Below are 18,118 nucleotides of genomic sequence, written 5' to 3'. Positions count from 1 at the left end.
TGATTAGTCTTGGCTGAGCTCTATCAGGGCTTGTAGCTCGGCCTTGGATTTTCTGGCGAACTCGGTGATCATCATACGGATCAGCCGAGACTTGGCGACCTTGCTCTCCTTCGCCAGGGTATTGAGCTGGGCTATGCTGGCCTCGGTCAGGGTGAAGGTGGCGTGGCGAAAGATGCGGCTCGCCTGCTTCTTCTGGTTGACCGTGGTGTTGGTTTTGCGTGACTTTTTGACGCGATTGGAAAGGCTCGGCTGACCAAATGCATAGTTGTTGGCATCCTCGATAAATTCTTCAACCGACAATTTCTTGCGAGGTTTGGATTTACGACGTTTAAGATCAGTTAAGCTCATAGGAATTTTCTGGTGGTATCGCAAACAGTTCGTCTGCGATAGCACGTATCTCGGCGGCGGCTTTTCCATCCGGTTCGATTTCGATGACCGACGATCCCTGTTCTTCACTGTCATCGTAGACGTTGCGGCTAAAGGTTACCGCGTCCAGCACCCTGAGCCCGAACGACTCAACCACCTCTTTGGCCTCCAATATGCGTTTATATTGGCTGGGCAGCGCAGGACATTGTGTCATCACCACGGTTGCAACCATCTTAGGGTTAACCATCTTACAGGTGCTGAGCATATCTTCCATATGGGGGAGGGTCTTGAGATCCCGCCGCTTGGGCCTGAGTGGCAGCACCACATAGGTGGCTACCGACATGGCCGCGCGCATCGCCAGGTTATCCTGACCGCCACAGTCTACGATCACATAGTCGAACCTTTGGTCTAACCCAAGCAGATCATTACGAATTTTACCGTACAGTTGAATACAGTTGATCGCGGGCAGACTGGCATCTTCGTTACGGGCCTGGATCCAGTCTGAGGTGGTGCGCTGGGGATCACAGTCGACCATTAATACATTGGCATTGTATTTTTGAGTGATATGTACGGCGATATTCTGGGCCAGGCAACTCTTGCCCGCGCCGCCTTTCTCACCCCCAACAAGCAGAATCATAGCGTGTCTCCCTCAAGCATTGGCACTGGTTTATGTCGCAGAACTTGTGCTGTTTAGTATAGAACAGAGTTATGGATACTGCCTGAACTCCCGTTTTTAGTTCACTGAAAAGGCTAAATAATTTGCATCGCAACCTGGAAACGGTGCGGGCCACATTCGCTGCAGCGACACACCTGAGCCTTGATGCTGTTTTGTTTATCTGTATTGGGATTGAAGGTGACGGTGAGCAGTTCGCCCAGGGTAAAGGCCTGCTTGTATTCAATCAGCACACCACGACGTGCCAGATCCATACAGATAGCATCATCTGTGTGCACCACACCTAAGCCATCTGTCCATGAGATCAGGATGCGTTCGGCTTCCATGTCAACCCGCAGGGATTGACGGCGTTCTTCAAAATCTTCGTGGCTTTGATCCATCAGAGTATTCCTTGCTGTTAGAGATAGGGGTAAAGCCTTTTAAACGTAGCACAGTTTATGAGGGAAATAATAGTTATAACAACATGAATAACGGTTAGTTATTTGCAGGCGAGCTGATGGGGTAAACCGGCTAGTGAGGAGCGATAAGGAGTGAATAGGCGCGCAGTGACGCTTGAGGGATTTACGTGTGTCGGCCGAGTCAGGCATTTTGTGATAAGAGGGGCGGCGCTTACCGTCTTAATAGCTTACCGCCCCATAACTTGCTGGCCATTGCCTGCCTAGAGCTCACTGGCTCTTAAACAGGCTAGTGGTCGTCCTCTTTACGAGGATAGGGGAGCTTTAGCTGACCCCAGCGGATCACGATAACCGTGCTGGCGAGTACCAAGGTTGATACAGATATGGCCAGAATGCGCCAGTCTTCCATTCCCTTCATATCGAGAATCAGATAACGGGCCAAAGCGACGATGGCGATATAGAGCGGCATTCGCACCGGCAACTTACCCGATTCGGCATAGTTGGCCACCATGGCCAGCACCTCGAGATAGATGAAGAGTAGCAGCAGATCAGCCAGCGCCACCTCTCCCATCTTGATGATATGCGCTATCTCTTGCCCTATGGCCACTATGGTGGCGATGGCGATGATAATTAAAACAAAATGTTCTATTGCTTTGAGGCTTTTAGAGCCATATTGCGTGTAGAGTTTTCCCATAAATAGCGCTCAATAGTGTTTTTATAGATGGTAACAAGTATTGAGCGCTACGCCAGCGTCTGGGTGTGATGCTTTTCACAATCTGACGCTTTAGCCTCTGTTAGGCGCCTAGCCCGGTCTGCCATCTATCCTTGGCGTGAGCAAAATGGGGGCATAGCAGATAACGAAGGTGCCAAAGGCGAAGATCCAGGCGACCATCGCTATAGTCAGCCAGAGCATAAACTGCGTCGGGAACAGGCTGGCCAAGACCCGGGTGATGGTCGAGATAAGGATCAAGGCGAAGGCGCCCGTCATTACCTTAGGTGGCAAGAGGTTACGACCCGTGTGACCTAGCGAGACCCTGGCCATCATCGCCAGGATCATACCACCCAGTCCCCCCACCGTCATGGCATGCAAACCGGCAGAGACGCTGGCCCCTACAGCGATCAGCAGTAGACCCACAGGGATGCAGAGATAGCTCAGGTGTAGCGACCAGAGCAGTGGCACGCCAAAGGTAGACTGCACGCCCCAACGAGACCAGCGCACCAGCAGGGTGAGCCCGGCCACGGCGGCGCAGAGCATTATTGCAAGTGGCTGACCGATAAGCATGGCGATAAAGAGCGCCATCAGGCTGACGAAGGTGAGCTTCTCCAGCCAGGAGATATTGTCGAGTCGCTGCCACTGAGTGGCTCTGTCGGTGAAGAAGGGGATAACCCGACCACCGATGAGGGCCACTATGGTGACCATCAAGATGGTGGCGCCATGAAAGGCGTGGGATACCAGCAGGCTGTTATGGCTGCTGACGCCGTAGTAACTCAGGGCGTTGGCTACTGTCAGCAGGAGGAGAATGGGGATGAAGGCAAAGTTGCGCCATTGTCTGACGGCGATCACTTGTCTCGCCAATACCAGTGCGGCCGCCGGAGCAAAAAGCAGATCCAGCATGGCGACCACCTCAAACGTGCCCCATTGATTGTTTGCCAGCAAGATGCGCGGCGCCAGCCATAGCAGGAAGAGGGCGCCCAGAGGCCAGCCCTTGATACTCTTCTGGCCGGTCCAGGTCTGTGAAGCGGTCAACAGGAAGCCAGCGACAATCGCCATCACGAAGCCGAATAACATCTCATGGCCGTGCCACCATAGTGGATTACCATGGGGCGTGAAGCCGAGACGACCGGTGAGAAAGCTTCCCCACAGCGCCAGGGCGACCAGGCTGAACAGGGCGCCAAACAGGAAGAAGGGACGAAATCCCAAACGCAGCAGGGCGAGTTTGGGTTGGAGATGGGCGGGTTCGTCGATGTTAAGCATACGCGTCTCATTAAATATCCGAGTAATTATGTCGGGTATTATAAGGTGTAATTTATATGCATGTAAATAAGCGCCGCTAGCTTTTAATGAATATCGATTGAATCAGGGCACCGGCTTTGAATGAAGGCGGTTTCTTCGCCTAGCATTTTTCGCGTGGCAGCTTTTAACAGTGCGCACCCTTGAGGAAAGCTTATGGCAACTGATGGTTGAATGCAGGATAGACCTAGAGAAAGCGCTATTCATAGACATAAACAAAATCAATTAACAGATGCCTTAAAATTCAGACATAAAAAAACCGCCATGAAGGCGGTCTTTAGCGTGCGATGCTATTTAATCCGGGGATTAACGCTTAAGGGCATCGCTCAGCAGAGGGCGGAAGCTCTTCACCATGGCAACAGTCGCCTTAGGGCTACCTGCGATGATGTTGCCTGAACCCATGTAGCCATGGTTGCCGGTAAAGTCGGTAACTGTACCGCCAGCTTCACGGACGATCAGGTCGCCAGCGGCGATATCCCAAGGCTTGAGACCGATCTCGAAGAAAGCGTCCATACGACCCGCTGCTACGTAAGCCAGATCCAGGGCGGCAGAACCTGCACGGCGCAGATCGGCACATTGGCTAAAGGTAGAAGCAAAAAGTTTCATGTAAGTTTCAGTGTGTTGCTTCGCCTTGAAGGGGAAACCTGTACCTACGATGGCCTCATCGAGATCGCTCGCCTTGCTCACGCGGATACGGAAATCATTTAGCTTGGCGCCTTTACCGCGCACGGCAGTGAACAGCTCGTCACGAACAGGATCGTAGACGACGGCAACTTCGGTCTTGCCTTTGTGTTGTACGGCAATAGATACCGCGAAATGAGGGATGCCTCTAACAAAGTTGTTAGTGCCATCCAGAGGATCGACAATCCACAAATAGTCGCTGTTTTGACCCTTGTTCTCACCATTTTCTTCACCAACTATGGTGTGGTCCGGGTACGACTTGCGGATTTGATATGTAATTGCAGCTTCTGCTTCTTTATCTACGTTAGTCACGTAGTCATTGATACCTTTTGTGCTAACTTCTACACGGTCGAGTTCGGTATAGGCACGCATAATCGTTTGGCCGGCGGCGCGAGCGGCGCGCACGGCGATGGTCTGCATCGGATGCATTACAATCCCCTGGATGTTAAAGAACAGATATAAATAATCGGCGCGTATTATACGCTTTTTAAGCGTTATATCAAATATAGATTTTTATATTAAGGGATCCCCTTACGCTGTGATACCATCAATCCACTGTTCTATAGAAAGAAATCAAACTTGTTTCATGCTTAGCAATATTCGTGTCGTTCTCGTAGGAACCACTCATCCAGGTAATATAGGTTCAACCGCCCGTGCCATGAAAACCATGGGTCTTTCCACGCTTTATCTCGCCGAGCCTAAGGTGGCACCCGATGGCCAGTCTGTGGCGCTTGCCGCCGGGGCGTCGGATATCCTTAAACATGCGGTGACCGTCGATTGTCTGGAAGATGCCATCGCAGATTGCAGCCTGGTGATCGCCACCAGTGCCCGTAGCCGAACCCTGGACTGGCCTATGCTGGATCCCCGTCAGGCGGGTGAGAAACTCGCCGGCGCCGCCGTTAACGGCCCAGTGGCCATCGTCTTTGGCCGCGAGAGTAATGGTCTGAGCAACGACGAACTGCAAAAGTGCAACTATCATGTGACCATACCGGCCAATCCTGAGTATACCTCGCTTAACCTGGCCCAGGCGGTGCAGATCATCTGTTATGAGGCGCGTGTGGCGCACCTCGCTATGGAGCCCGAGGCGGTAGAGGTGCAGGCGTATCCCCTGGCCAAGGAGCAGGAAAATTTCTTCGTTCATCTGGAGAAGACGCTGCTGTCGACCGGATTTATCATTAAGCAACATCCGGGGCAGGTGATGACTAAGCTCAGACGTCTCTTTAGCCGGGCGAGAATTGAAAGTCAGGAGATGAACATCCTCCGCGGTATCCTGACCTCGGTCGATAAGAAGGTTGAATTGGCACAGCAGGCCACACAAGACGCACAGTCAACGAAGGAAGAATAGAGCCATGGGCGTGATTTCCAGAATTAAAGATGACATAGCCTCCATCTATCACAGAGACCCGGCGGCAAACGGTACCCTAGAGATCCTGCTCAACTATCCTGGCATGCAGGCGATTTGGATCCACCGCGTCAGCCATAAGCTTTGGAAAGCCAAGTGGTGTCTCACCGCGCGCATGATCTCTACCTTCTCTCGTTGGCTTACCGGGGTGGAGATCCATCCGGGCGCCACCATAGGTGACCGTTTCTTTATCGACCACGGCATGGGCGTGGTAATAGGTGAGACCGCCGAGATAGGTAACGATTGTACCCTTTACCATGGCGTCACCCTTGGGGGAACGACCTGGCAGGCGGGAAAACGTCACCCGACCCTGGGCAACAATGTGGTGGTTGGCGCTGGCGCCAAGATCTTGGGGCCGATCACTATGCACGATGGGGCGCGTGTCGGCTCAAACTCTGTGGTGGTCAAAGAGGTGCCAAAAGATACCACTGTAGTGGGGATCCCAGCGCGTGAGGTGGCCAGACCCAGCGAAGAGGCCAAGGAGCATGTTCAGCGCCGCACCGAGATGGCTAAGAAGTATGGCTTCGATGCCTATGCGGTATCGCCCGATAATCCAGACCCTGTGGCCAATGCCATCGGCAAGATGCTGGATCATATGCACCTGATGGACTCTAAGGTGCAAGAGGTGTGTCAGGCCGTGCAGAGCATGGGCGGCAGCGTCTGTACCGAGCGCCTTCCTGAGCTTGAGGTGGGTGAATTTAGCGACGCCGAGCAGGCCGCGGCCGAGAAGCGCCAGCAGGCGATTGATGAGTTTGATCCCATTATTTAATAAAGAGTGAGATTTATTGCCCTCTGAGCGTTGAATCTTTGCCTTGAAACAGGTTAAATACCCCAGCAACGAAGCAGGGTATTTCCTGTTTCCGATAACGTCCTTAATACCTGACTAATCTGCTAGGTTTTATACTTGACTAAAACAGTCAAGTATGGTTGAATTGCCCTAAGCATTTTAGAGAGCAGTGGTAGCTATGAAACTAACTTCAAAAGGTCGGTATGCGGTAACGGCAATGTTAGACGTTGCAATGCATTCTACTTCTGGCCCGGTCCCATTAGCTGACATCTCCGAGCGTCAGGGAATCTCCCTTTCCTATCTTGAACAACTCTTCGCTAAATTACGTAAGCATGGTTTAGTCTCCAGCGTCAGAGGACCCGGTGGCGGTTATCGTCTCGGTTTCGACGCCAGCGACATCTCCGTGGGCATGGTGGTTCGGGCGGTAGATGAGTCGGTCGACGCCACACGTTGTCAAGGTTTGGGAAATTGTCAGAGCGGTACTCGATGTTTAACCCATTCGCTCTGGGGCGATTTGAGCAAACAGATTTCAGATTTTTTAAATGGCATTAGCCTTGCGGGTCTGATGAACAAGCGAGATGTGCAATTTATCTCAATCAAGCAAGACAAGATGCAACAGGAACAAAGGGTAACCCTGTAAGTTAACTTTGTTATTAATTATTACTATATGTACGTGGTTAAGTGGTCGCGCCATGACTACTCAGTACGGAGTGTGAGATGAAGCTTCCTATTTATTTAGATTATGCTGCTACGACGCCGGTCGATCCGCGCGTGGCAGAGAAAATGATGCAATACATGACGATGGACGGGATTTTTGGTAACCCCGCTTCACGTTCTCACCGTTACGGCTGGCAGGCCGAAGAGGCGGTGGATATCGCCCGTAACCAGGTCGCCGAGCTGATCAACGCCGATCCACGCGAGATCGTCTTCACCTCGGGTGCTACCGAGTCTGACAACCTGGCCATCAAGGGTGTTGCGCATTTTTATCATAAGAAAGGCAAGCACATCATCACCAGCAAGACAGAACATAAGGCCGTGCTGGACACCTGTCGTCAGCTAGAGCGTGAAGGTTTCGAGGTGACTTACCTTGAGCCAGAGTCAAACGGCATCATCCCTATCGAGAAGCTCGAAGCGGCGATGCGTGAAGACACCATACTGCTCAGCCTGATGCATGTTAACAATGAGATCGGCGTGATCCACGATATCGACGCCATCGGCGAGCTATGCCGTGCCAAGAAGGTGATCTTCCACGTGGATGCGGCTCAGAGCGCCGGCAAGCTACCTATCGACCTGCAAAAGAGCAAGGTTGACCTCATGTCAATCTCGGCGCACAAGATGTACGGCCCTAAAGGCATTGGCGCCCTGTATGTCCGTCGTAAGCCACGTATTCGTCTGGAAGCGACTATGCACGGTGGTGGACACGAGCGTGGCATGCGCAGTGGTACCCTGGCGACTCACCAAATTGTCGGCATGGGTGAAGCGGCGGCGATTGCCAAGGCCGACATGGAAAGCGATAACGCCCGTATCCGTCGTCTGCGCGACAGACTGTGGGACGGCATCAAGCATATCGAAGAAACCTATATCAACGGTGATGCAGAGCAAAGATACTGCGGCAGCCTGAACGTCAGCTTTAACTTCGTCGAAGGTGAGTCTTTGATGATGGCGCTGAAAGATCTGGCGGTCTCTTCTGGTTCTGCCTGTACCTCAGCAAGTTTAGAGCCTAGCTATGTGCTTCGTGCATTAGGATTAGACGATGAAATGGCGCACAGCTCAATCCGTTTCTCTATCGGTCGTTTCACGACTGAAGAGGAGATTGACCATGCGATCGAGACCATTACCAAGTCTATCGGTCAGTTGAGAGAGATGTCTCCATTGTGGGAGATGTTTAAAGATGGTGTTGACCTGTCAACAGTGCAGTGGGCACACCATTAATCCGGCCGATAAACGAATAGAGATTGGAGCAGAATCATGGCTTACAGTGAAAAAGTAATAGATCATTATGAGAACCCGCGTAACGTAGGTTCATTCGACAAGAACGACCCTTCAGTGGTTACCGGCATGGTAGGTGCGCCTGCCTGTGGTGACGTCATGAAGCTTCAGCTGAAGATCGACGACAACGGTATCATCGAAGATGCCAAGTTCAAGACTTACGGCTGTGGTAGCGCTATCGCGTCTAGCTCTCTGGTCACCGAATGGGTGAAGGGTAAGACGATTGAAGAAGCACAAGCGATTAAAAATACGGATATTGCTGAAGAGCTTGCCCTACCGCCGGTGAAAATTCACTGCTCAATCTTGGCTGAAGACGCCATCAAGGCAGCGTTAGACGAGTACAAGGCTAAGCACGAAAAGTAATAGTCGGAGTAATAATGGCAATAACGATGACACCGGCGGCGGCCGATCGAGTAAGAAGCTTCTTGGCCAACCGCGGTAAAGGTATCGGATTACGTTTGGGACTGAAGACGTCCGGCTGCTCCGGCATGGCATACGTGCTGGAGTTCGTCGACGAACTCAACGACGACGATGAAGTTTATGAGATCGATGGGGTGAAAATCATCATCGATGCCAAGAGCTTCATCTACCTGCAAGGGATCGAGTTAGATTTCGTCAAAGAGGGGCTCAACGAGGGCTTCCAGTTCAACAACCCCAATGCGAAAGGGGAGTGTGGCTGCGGCGAGAGCTTCACCGTTTAGAGCGAATCGAGATACATGAACTATTTTGAGTTGTTTAGTTTATCGCCATCGTTTGAGCTAGATACCGCTGTGCTTTCAGAGCGGTATCGCGAACTGCAGCGTGCGGTGCACCCTGACAAGTTTGCTAATGCCAGCGAGCAGGACAAGCGCCTGGCGGTGCAGCACACCGCCCAGGTCAACGATGGTTATAACACCCTGAAACATCCCATCTCGCGCGCCGAGCACATGCTCAGCCTCAAGGGAATCGACCTCAGCCACGAATCCACCACGGTTAAAGACACAATGTTTTTAATGCAGCAGATGGAGTGGCGTGAGGCGCTCGAGGAGATTGCCGATAGTGACGATCCCGACGAGGCTATCGAGCACCTGCATCAATCATTTGGCGAGTATCGCAGCGACATCACGGCGCAGCTGGCACAAAAGATAGGCAGTGAAGAGGCTTCAGTCTTGGAGCAGGCCGCCGACCTGGTGCGTAAACTCAAGTTTATGGATAAGTTGCAGGCTGAACTCGAGCGAGCCGAAGACGCTCTCTTTTAAGCGCGAATGTTTTTTATGGCTCTGTCGTCGATTGCGGTCGACTGAGCCTTTATTTTTTTAAGTTGGAAAGATATGGCACTTTTGCAGATCGCTGAACCCGGACAGAGCGCCGCGCCGCACCAGCACAGGCTGGCGGTAGGCATTGACTTAGGTACGACCAACTCACTGGTGGCGGCCGTGCGCAGCGGCGCAGCCGATACCCTGGCCGACGAATCTGGTCGTCATGCCCTGGCTTCCGTTGTGCGTTACAGCGAAGACGGAGTGCAGGTTGGCGTGGATGCCGAGCGTTTCTCCGCCCAGGACCCACTCAATACCGTGGTCTCGGTGAAGCGTTTCATGGGCCGCAGCCTGAGTGATATTCAGGCCAAGGATGCCTCGCTACCTTATCATTTCTCTGCCAGCGAAAATGGCCTGCCACTGTTCAATACTCAGGCGGGGCAATTTAATCCCATTCAGATCTCTGCCGACATCTTAAGGCCACTAGTTGATCGCGCCGAGAAGACCCTTGGTGGTGCTTTAGAAGGCGTGGTGATCACAGTGCCGGCCTATTTCGATGACGCCCAGCGTCAGGGCACCAAAGAGGCGGCAAACCTGCTTGGTGTCAAGGTGCTGCGTCTGCTCAACGAGCCGACGGCGGCGGCTATCGCATATGGTCTGGACTCGGGCCAGGAAGGGGTGATTGCCATCTATGACCTAGGTGGTGGTACCTTCGATATCTCGATTCTGCGCCTGAATAAAGGTGTGTTTGAGGTTCTGGCGACCGGCGGCGACTCGGCGCTGGGTGGCGATGACTTCGACCACGCCCTGGCCGAACATCTGCAGAGTAGCTGGCAACTCAGCAGCCTTACCGCCAGTGAGCGCCGCGCACTCTTAATCGAGAGTCGCCGCGTGAAAGAGGCCCTGACCGAACAGGCCAGCGTGACTGCGAGTCTGACCCTGGAGCAGGGCACAGTGCATGAACAAGTTGTCGACAAGGCGCAGTTTGACGCCTTGATCGAATCTCTGGTGAAGAAGACCATCGCCAGCTGTCGCCGCGCGCTCCGTGATGCGGGGATCAGCAATGATGAAGTGCTGGAAACCGTGATGGTGGGTGGCTCGACCCGTGTGCCTCTGGTGCGTGAACGTGTCGAAGGCTTCTTCGGTAAGGCGCCTTTGACCTCAATCGACCCCGATCGCGTGGTGGCCATTGGCGCCGCGATTCAAGCCGATATTCTGGTGGGTAACAAGCCAGAATCTGATCTGCTACTGCTGGATGTTATCCCGCTGTCGCTGGGTATCGAAACCATGGGTGGCCTGGTGGAAAAGGTGGTGTCTCGTAACACTACGATTCCGGTCGCCCGTGCCCAGGAGTTCACCACCTTTAAGGATGGTCAGACGGCCATGGCATTTCATGTGGTGCAGGGCGAGCGTGAGCTGGTGGCCGATTGTCGCTCCTTGGCACGCTTTACCCTCAAGGGCATTCCGCCTATGGCGGCCGGCGCGGCGCATATTCGTGTCACCTTCCAGGTCGATGCCGATGGCTTGCTCAGCGTGACCGCCATGGAGAAATCTTCTGGCGTGCAAGCGAGCATTCAGGTGAAGCCTTCCTTCGGGCTGACCGATGAAGAGATCGGCACCATGCTCAAAGATTCGATGGCCCATGCCAAAGAGGATATCGAGCGCCGCATGTTAGCGGAGCAGCAGGTGGAAGCGGCCAGGGTGTTAGAGTCCCTGTCGGCGGCGCTGGCCAAAGATGGCGATCTGCTGGACGAAGCGGAAGCGGCGACTATCCAGGCGGGCATGGCCAATTTGGCACAGGTGGCGAGTCAGTCTGATACTGACGCCATCGAGAAGGCAATTGCTGCGCTGGATGATGCCAGCCAGGACTTTGCCGCGAAACGTATGGATAATTCCATTCGATTGGCGCTCAAGGGCCAGTCGGTTGACAATATATAGGTAACAATATGCCTCAGATAGTTTTTTTACCCCATGAAGAGTTATGCCCGGACGGCGCGGTAGTCGAGGCCCAGGTGGGCGAGACTGTGCTGGATGTGGCGCTGCGTAACGGCATCACCATAGAACACGCCTGTGAGAAATCCTGTGCCTGTACCACTTGTCATGTGATCATTCGTGAAGGCTTCGATGAGCTCGAAGAGAGCGATGAGCTGGAAGATGACATGCTGGATAAGGCCTGGGGCCTGGAGCCTGAGAGCCGTCTGTCCTGCCAGTCTAAGGTACCTGACAGCGATCTCGTGGTAGAGATCCCTAAATACACTATCAACATGGTGAGTGAAGGCTAAGCCTGATTAATGTATTAGCAATCTCAAAGAAAGCCGGTCTATCAGACCGGCTTTTTTGATCCCGCCATCTGCCAAGGGGCTAAACTTAAGGGATAAGCATTTGCGATAGAGGTAAGACAATGAAATGGATAGATTCTCTCGATGTGGCACTCAGTCTGCTTGAGGCTCATCCCGATGTGGATCCCACCAAGATCCGCTTTACCGATCTGCGGGAATGGATCCTGGCGCTGGATGAGTTTGACGACGATCCCAACCATTGCAATGAGCGGATCCTGGAGGCGATTCAGGCCTGCTGGATCAACGAGTACTGAGCCTGTATCGAGGTTTAAAGTCTCGCTCGCTGACTACTTGGTTTCGATTTGTACATGCCAGTTTGCTAGCCGGATCGCGCCAGCCTAGATGACGGTTTGATGAATGTCTCATTCATCTCGCTATAAAGGTAGGTTTTTCGGATTTAATTTCGTATAATCCGCGCGAATTTTTAAAAACCTGTTTAATGAAGGAAGCTAGACATGGCTATCGAACGTACTTTTTCTATCATCAAGCCTGATGCCGTTGCTAAAAACCACATCGGTGCTATCTACAACCGTTTTGAAACCGCTGGCCTGAAAATCATCGCTTCTAAAATGGTTCACCTAAGCAAAGAACAAGCTGAAGGTTTCTACGCCGAGCACAGCGAGCGTCCTTTCTTCGGCGCACTGGTTGAGTTCATGACTTCTGGTCCTATCATGGTTCAAGTTCTGGAAGGCGAAAACGCTGTTCTGGCTAACCGTGAAATCATGGGTGCAACTAACCCAGCTGAAGCGGCTCGTGGCACTCTGCGTGCTGATTTCGCTGACAGCATCGACGAGAACGCCGTTCACGGTTCTGACGCCGTTGCTTCTGCAGAGCGTGAAATCGCTTACTTCTTCAGCGCTGAAGAACTTTGTCCACGTACTCGTTAATCCGAGTCCGATGCAAAACACTCGAAAAGGAGCCTTAGGGCTCCTTTTTTGTGCCCGAAATTTACTGCAAAAAAATAGTGCGGCAAAATAGCCCTAAGTAAACTGTGAAGAGAAGTCGATGAAAATTGTAGCCGATGAAAACATGCCCTATGTCGAAGCCCTGTTTGCCGATCTTGGTGAGGTGGTGATGGTCGATGGCCGCACCCTGACCCAGGCTCAGGTAAAAGATGCCGATGTGCTGCTAGTGCGCTCCGTCACTAAGGTGAATAAGAGCCTACTGGACGGCTGCGACAGGCTCTCCTTCGTGGGCAGCGCCACTATAGGCATGGACCATCTGGACTTGGACTATCTTAAGCAGCGCGGCATCTTCTGCACCAATGCACCGGGCTGTAATGCGGTGGCCGTCGGTGAGTACGCCTTCAATGCCATGCTGGAGCTGGCAAGGCGCTTTCACAGTCCGCTTAAGGACAAGACGGTCGGCATAGTCGGCGCGGGTAATACGGGCACGGCGCTGCAAAAGTGCCTTGAGGCCTATGGGGTGAAGGCCCTGCTTAACGATCCCTTACTTGAACAAAGTGGTGATGACCGAGAGTTTGTCTCGTTAGATACGCTTATTGAGTGCTGCGATGTGATCTCCCTGCATGTGCCCCTGACTCGAGATGGCGAGTATCCCACCCACTATCTGTTTGACAAGGCGCGCCTTAACACACTCGCTGAAGACACCTGGCTGCTGAACTGCTGCCGCGGCGAGGTGATCGATAACCGTGCGCTTATCGAGGTGAAACAGCAGCGCAGCGATCTCAAGCTGGTGCTGGATGTATGGGAGGGGGAGCCTCTGCCACTGCCTGAGTTGGTGCCACTGGTTGAGGTAGCCACCCCTCACATCGCCGGCTATAGCCTGGAGGGCAAGGCCCGCGGCACCTTTATGCTGTATCTGGCCTTGATGGCGCAGCTGGGCAGGGCGGTGGACAAGTCGCTTGCCAGCCTGTTGCCAGTGCTCTGGAGTCATCAGTTGTCACCCTTGTCTGTGCCCGATGAAAAGGCCTTGCTCAGCCTGGTGCGTCTGGTCTATGACCTACGCGACGACGACGAACTGTTTCGCCAGCGCTTTCAAAATAACAAAGGCTTCGACCTGATGAGAAAAAATCATAAGCATCGACGTGAATTTAGCGCGTTAATGCTAGCCAATACCGCGGGTTCTGATGTAGATTGGTTGCTCGAATTAGGTTTTTCAGGAGTCGGTCTGTAATTATGTCGCAGGAATTTAACGTCGTCGTTTTAGGTGCATCGGGAGCCGTGGGTCAAACAATGATTGAGATCCTCGAAGAGCGCAACTTTCCCGTTGCCAACTTGTATCCTCTGGCCAGTAGTCGTAGTGCGGGCGACACGGTAACTTTCCATGGTAAACAGGTCGAAATTTTGGATGTGGAGACCTTCGATTGGTCTCAGGCGCAGATAGGTTTCTTCTCGGCGGGCGGTGACGTGTCGGCGAAGTGGGCCCCCATCGCCGCCGAACATGGTTGTGTGGTGATCGATAACACCTCGCACTTCCGTTACGACATCGATATCCCTCTGGTCGTTCCTGAGGTGAACCCACAGGCGATCGCCGATTTCCGTAATCGCAACATCATCGCCAACCCGAATTGCTCGACTATCCAGATGTTGGTTGCTCTTAAGCCTATCTATGATGCTTATGGGATCTCTCGCATCAATGTAGCGACCTACCAGTCGGTATCTGGTTCGGGCAAGCAGGCGATCGAAGAGCTGGCCAATCAGTGCGCCAAGCTACTGCAGGGGCTGCCAGTAGAGCCTAAGGCCTATCCTAAGCAGATCGCCTTTAACGTGTTGCCGCAGATCGATAAGTTTATGGACAACGGCTATACAAAAGAAGAGATGAAGATGGTCTGGGAAACCCAGAAGATCTTCGGTGATGACCAGATAGTGGTTAACCCAACTGCGGTACGTGTGCCGGTATTCTATGGTCACTCTGAGGCGGTACATATCGAAACGGTGCAGCCGGTGAGTGCCGACGATGTTAAGGCCGTGTTGCGTGATGCGCCTGGCGTGGAGCTGTTCGAGTCTAACGAAGAGTATCCAACGGCGGTGACCGAAGCGGCAGGAACCGACCCTGTATACGTGGGCCGTGTGCGCGAAGATATCTCTCACCCTAACGGTATCAACCTCTGGGTTGTGTCTGATAACATTAGAAAAGGCGCTGCGCTTAACAGCGTACAGATAGCCGAAGTCTTGGTCAGAGACTACTACTGATAGCCAGCCCTAGCGGGTGAAGTAGCGCATAAGTGGAGAAAAAGCCTGCAGTTTGCAGGCTTTTTTTGTGTGATCACTTGTTTTTGAAATGTGAACAGTAGCAGGTCACCTAAAACTGGTTTATAGTAATCTCAATAAATACAATTGCCTAAAGCACACTGCCAAATGGCAGTCCATCATCGCTTGAAAGGGAAGAATTGATGAACTTTCGCACATCGCATCTTGCTGGTTTGCTAGCCAGCGCACTGCTTGTTCTCTCGTCGACTTCGGGTCTTTTATCTGCCGCAGAACCTCTCAATATTACCGGTCCAGATGGTGAAAGTCGCCAGACCCTGCGCCAATATGGCCCAACTACGGCATCCGATACCTTCTGGAGTATTGCGCAGAAAACCCGTCCCGATGCGAGTGTGACTATCTATCAGGTGATGGCAGCGATTTATGAAGCCAATCCTCATGCTTTTACCAGCGACAACTACAACAGCCTAGAGAAAGGGATGATCCTGCTGATCCCATCTAAAGAGGTGATGCTGGCTATTCCTAAGAGCCTGGCTAAACAGCAGGCAGAGAGTAACGATAAAGGCTGGCGTCAGAAGCCACAGACGGCTGCAAAGCCTAAGCCGGTAGTGACACCGACTAAACAGGCTCAGGCGGCAGAAGCTAGTCAGCCAGAGATGGTTCAGGCTGATAAGCCTAGCGCCGAGCAGCAGAAGCAGATCGAGGCGTTAACCGCCAAGCTTGAGGCCGAGCAGGCCAAGAACCTGTCGCTCACCGATGAGTTGGCCAGGGCACAGGATAAGTTAAACCTGGGCAACAATGACAGCGAGATGCTGCAGGCCAAGATAGATGAACAAAGCAGCCGTATCGCCGAGCTGGAAGAGGCGCTGCTGGTACAAAAGGAGCAGAAGGCACAGCTAAACAGCGAAGTCGAGCAGCTTCGTCAGCAGCTGGCCGCCGCGACCCAGCCGGCTAAGCCCAAAGAGGTGGACGACAGCTGGCGCACCATGATGGACAACCCGCTCTATCTCGGTCTGTTCGCGGCCATTCCAGCACTATTGCTATTGGTATTGGTATGGCTATTTATCAAGCGTCGCAATAACAAGAGCGAGGCGGTCGAGTCGAACGCGCCTGTGACGCCACCTATGGACGATAAGCCTGTCGCGCCAGCACCTGAAGATAGTGAAGAGATGATGGCTGTGCATCTGGATACAGATGATGAGGCCGATTCGCTGGATTCCTTGATGAAGGTCGACGAGACCCAATTAAAGCCTGAGGCGGATCTGAGTGAAGAGTTGCCCCAAGAAGCTGCCGAGATGGTAGTGGATGCGGGTGATGAGCAGGTGATGTCACCGATTGAGGATGAAGGTCAATCGCTGGACGATCTCTGGGCCGAGGCCATGGGTGAACAGGAGCAGGAAGAAGCCAAGACAACTGAGGAAGATGATCTCGACAGCCTGCTTGCCGAACTGGACGCGCCGCAAGAAGCGCCAGTCGAAGAGGAACATGCTGAAGAGAAGAGCATCGAAGAGACTGCCTTCGAGGCGCCAGTTCTTGAGGAAGAAGAGGCGACCGCAGAGACAGATCTCGACGAACTGCTGGCCGAATTTGAGCAAGAAACACCAAGCGAAGACGCCAAAGAGGAAGACTTGGATGCGCTGCTGGCGGAGTTTGACCTGCCGGCAGAAACTGTGAACGACGAGACTTACGTAGAAGAAGAGACTCGCGCAGAAGAGACTCGCTCTGAAGAGATTAAGCCAGAAGAAGCCGCCGAGCCTGAAGCGACAGCGGCGTCCGAGGAAACCTTGGCCGATGAGATTGCTCAGGAGCTTGAGGAGGCGATCGAGGCCAAGGGCGATGAGGGCGATGTCGATGAGACAGATCTCGATGCCTTGCTGGCAGGATTCGATGCCGAGCCCGCTGCCCAAGCGTCCGATAGCGAGGATGATGAGATTGCTCGTCAGATCGCCGCCGAGCTTGAGGAAGAAAACGATGAGGTTGAAGAGGCGGATCTTGATGCCTTACTGGCCGAATTCGAACCTGCTGCATCGGCAAGCGAGCCAGAAGCCGACGTCGCCGATCTTGAGTTCGCCGAGGCTGAAGTTGAGGAGGCTGCACCTGAGGAGACGGGGCCAGAACTTGACGTTGCCGCCGAGTTAGCCGCAGAGCTGGAAGCAGGCTCTCAGCAAGATAGCCAGGAAGAGAGTAAGCCGGCCGGTAATGCGCCGCTCGAGTTCGACCTGGGTGAAGATAAGCCGGCTGTAGAGCTAGAAGCTGAGGAAGAGATTAAGGCCGAAGATGACGGCGAGGTGGATCTCGACGCACTGCTCGCCGATCTTGAATCGGTCGAAGAGGCGGAAGAGCCTAAGGTCGAAAAGGGCGAATCGGGCTTCTTCGGTGATCTCAAGGGGAACAAGCGCAGCAGCGATAACATGCTGGAGTGGGAATCCGCCTTGACTAGCGACGCGCCAAGCGCCCAAGAGACTCAGGTTGAGGACGATGACGACGCTATCTCGCTGCAGCTGGACGATGACGATAATCTAACCGTTGATCAGGCCTTGGCAGCCCTGGATGCGGCGGAGAATAAGCGTCCGGCCAGAGCAGCCGTGCCCGAGCACGACCTGACCGCCTTCCAACAAGATAACGGCTTTATCGATATCGATAGACTGCTCAATGAGGCCGACGAGGAGCAGCTGGATGTCGATAAGTACAAGGAGCTGGATGTCGACATGGGTGAGCTCGATAGCCTGATGGGCAACGCCTCCATGGTCGATGTGGACGACGAAGAGAATGCCGTCAACGCCAAGCTGGATCTGGCCCGCGCCTATATCGAGATCGACGACATGGACAGCGCTAAGGCGCTGCTTAAAGAGGTCGAGCTGGACGGCAACGAGCGTCAGCAGCAGGAAGCCAAGAAGCTGCTAGACGAGCTCTAATCCTGACGAGCTCTAAAATAGAAAAGCGATTTGAAAAACGGTGCTTAGGCGCCGTTTTTTTTGGCAATCTGAAACCACCTCCTATGGAGGTGGTGATCGTTCCTTCTGGGCTATGCCCGTAGAGTGCTCATGCTAGATACTCACAGTTGTTTGTT

20 protein-coding genes are annotated in these 18,118 nt (G+C 53.2%); 14 read left to right on the top strand and 6 right to left on the bottom strand.

Annotation, left to right across the window (positions count from 1 at the left end; all coding sequences use genetic code 11):
- Positions 1-3 precede the first annotated feature (3 nt).
- The 6 genes from AYI87_RS19865 to suhB form a co-directional block, all read right to left on the bottom strand.
- The gene (locus AYI87_RS19865; protein WP_144204359.1) at positions 4-348 is read right to left on the bottom strand and encodes a replication protein RepA; all 345 of its coding nucleotides are present in this window, start codon (positions 346-348) and stop codon (positions 4-6) included.
- Positions 335-1,003, bottom strand: coding sequence for an AAA family ATPase (locus tag AYI87_RS19860; RefSeq protein WP_144204358.1), 669 nt, complete (start codon positions 1,001-1,003; stop codon positions 335-337). The genes AYI87_RS19865 and AYI87_RS19860 overlap by 14 nt, the downstream gene beginning before the upstream one ends.
- Positions 1,004-1,116: 113 nt before the next feature.
- Positions 1,117-1,419: a PilZ domain-containing protein gene (locus AYI87_RS19855; RefSeq protein ID WP_144204357.1), complete on the bottom strand. Its 303-nt coding sequence runs from the start codon at positions 1,417-1,419 to the stop codon at positions 1,117-1,119.
- 304 nt (positions 1,420-1,723) lie between these two features.
- Positions 1,724-2,128, bottom strand: coding sequence for a phosphate-starvation-inducible protein PsiE (locus tag AYI87_RS19850; protein ID WP_011866120.1), 405 nt, complete (start codon positions 2,126-2,128; stop codon positions 1,724-1,726).
- 108 nt (positions 2,129-2,236) lie between these two features.
- Positions 2,237-3,409, bottom strand: a complete 1,173-nt coding sequence (locus AYI87_RS19845; RefSeq protein WP_144204356.1) for an NnrS family protein — start codon at positions 3,407-3,409, stop codon at positions 2,237-2,239.
- A gap of 342 nt (positions 3,410-3,751) precedes the next feature.
- A complete protein-coding gene (gene suhB / locus AYI87_RS19840; protein WP_144204355.1) occupies positions 3,752-4,555 on the bottom strand; it encodes an inositol-1-monophosphatase in 804 nt (267 codons plus the stop codon).
- Between the two features lie 157 nt (positions 4,556-4,712).
- On the opposite strand from suhB, the gene trmJ reads away from it, so the two are divergent.
- The 14 genes from trmJ to AYI87_RS19770 all read left to right on the top strand — a co-directional run bounded on the left by trmJ (position 4,713) and on the right by AYI87_RS19770 (position 17,963).
- A complete protein-coding gene (gene trmJ / locus AYI87_RS19835) occupies positions 4,713-5,471 on the top strand; it encodes a tRNA (cytosine(32)/uridine(32)-2'-O)-methyltransferase TrmJ (RefSeq protein WP_144204354.1) in 759 nt (252 codons plus the stop codon).
- Between the two features lie 4 nt (positions 5,472-5,475).
- Positions 5,476-6,297, top strand: a complete 822-nt coding sequence (cysE, locus tag AYI87_RS19830) for a serine O-acetyltransferase (protein WP_011866116.1) — start codon at positions 5,476-5,478, stop codon at positions 6,295-6,297.
- A 196-nt stretch (positions 6,298-6,493) separates the two neighbouring features.
- Complete coding sequence (gene iscR / locus AYI87_RS19825; protein WP_011866115.1) at positions 6,494-6,955, top strand: Fe-S cluster assembly transcriptional regulator IscR; 462 nt, start codon at positions 6,494-6,496, stop codon at positions 6,953-6,955.
- A gap of 77 nt (positions 6,956-7,032) precedes the next feature.
- Positions 7,033-8,247 (top strand): IscS subfamily cysteine desulfurase, encoded by a 1,215-nt coding sequence (locus tag AYI87_RS19820; RefSeq protein ID WP_011866114.1) that lies wholly within the window; start codon positions 7,033-7,035, stop codon positions 8,245-8,247.
- A gap of 36 nt (positions 8,248-8,283) precedes the next feature.
- Positions 8,284-8,667: a Fe-S cluster assembly scaffold IscU gene (iscU, locus tag AYI87_RS19815; RefSeq protein WP_011866113.1), complete on the top strand. Its 384-nt coding sequence runs from the start codon at positions 8,284-8,286 to the stop codon at positions 8,665-8,667.
- 14 nt (positions 8,668-8,681) lie between these two features.
- Positions 8,682-9,005 (top strand): iron-sulfur cluster assembly protein IscA, encoded by a 324-nt coding sequence (gene iscA / locus AYI87_RS19810; protein WP_011866112.1) that lies wholly within the window; start codon positions 8,682-8,684, stop codon positions 9,003-9,005.
- A 15-nt stretch (positions 9,006-9,020) separates the two neighbouring features.
- The gene (gene hscB / locus AYI87_RS19805; RefSeq protein WP_144204353.1) at positions 9,021-9,542 is read left to right on the top strand and encodes a co-chaperone HscB; all 522 of its coding nucleotides are present in this window, start codon (positions 9,021-9,023) and stop codon (positions 9,540-9,542) included.
- A gap of 72 nt (positions 9,543-9,614) precedes the next feature.
- A complete protein-coding gene (gene hscA, locus AYI87_RS19800; RefSeq protein ID WP_144204352.1) occupies positions 9,615-11,477 on the top strand; it encodes a Fe-S protein assembly chaperone HscA in 1,863 nt (620 codons plus the stop codon).
- Positions 11,478-11,485: 8 nt separating this feature from the next.
- Positions 11,486-11,821 (top strand): ISC system 2Fe-2S type ferredoxin, encoded by a 336-nt coding sequence (fdx, locus tag AYI87_RS19795; protein ID WP_011866109.1) that lies wholly within the window; start codon positions 11,486-11,488, stop codon positions 11,819-11,821.
- A 119-nt stretch (positions 11,822-11,940) separates the two neighbouring features.
- Positions 11,941-12,132 (top strand): Fe-S cluster assembly protein IscX, encoded by a 192-nt coding sequence (gene iscX, locus AYI87_RS19790; protein ID WP_144204351.1) that lies wholly within the window; start codon positions 11,941-11,943, stop codon positions 12,130-12,132.
- Between the two features lie 201 nt (positions 12,133-12,333).
- A complete protein-coding gene (gene ndk / locus AYI87_RS19785; protein ID WP_011866107.1) occupies positions 12,334-12,765 on the top strand; it encodes a nucleoside-diphosphate kinase in 432 nt (143 codons plus the stop codon).
- A 118-nt stretch (positions 12,766-12,883) separates the two neighbouring features.
- The gene (locus AYI87_RS19780; protein ID WP_144204350.1) at positions 12,884-14,014 is read left to right on the top strand and encodes a 4-phosphoerythronate dehydrogenase; all 1,131 of its coding nucleotides are present in this window, start codon (positions 12,884-12,886) and stop codon (positions 14,012-14,014) included.
- A 2-nt stretch (positions 14,015-14,016) separates the two neighbouring features.
- A complete protein-coding gene (locus tag AYI87_RS19775; protein ID WP_144204349.1) occupies positions 14,017-15,033 on the top strand; it encodes an aspartate-semialdehyde dehydrogenase in 1,017 nt (338 codons plus the stop codon).
- Between the two features lie 200 nt (positions 15,034-15,233).
- A complete protein-coding gene (locus AYI87_RS19770) occupies positions 15,234-17,963 on the top strand; it encodes a FimV/HubP family polar landmark protein (RefSeq protein WP_144204348.1) in 2,730 nt (909 codons plus the stop codon).
- The last annotated feature ends 155 nt before the right edge of the window (positions 17,964-18,118 follow it).

The sequence above is a fragment of the Shewanella sp. KCT genome (assembly GCF_007636505.1).
GTDB classification, from domain to species: Bacteria; Pseudomonadota; Gammaproteobacteria; order Enterobacterales; family Shewanellaceae; genus Shewanella; species Shewanella halotolerans.
This window is presented reverse-complemented; position numbering and strand designations above follow the sequence as displayed.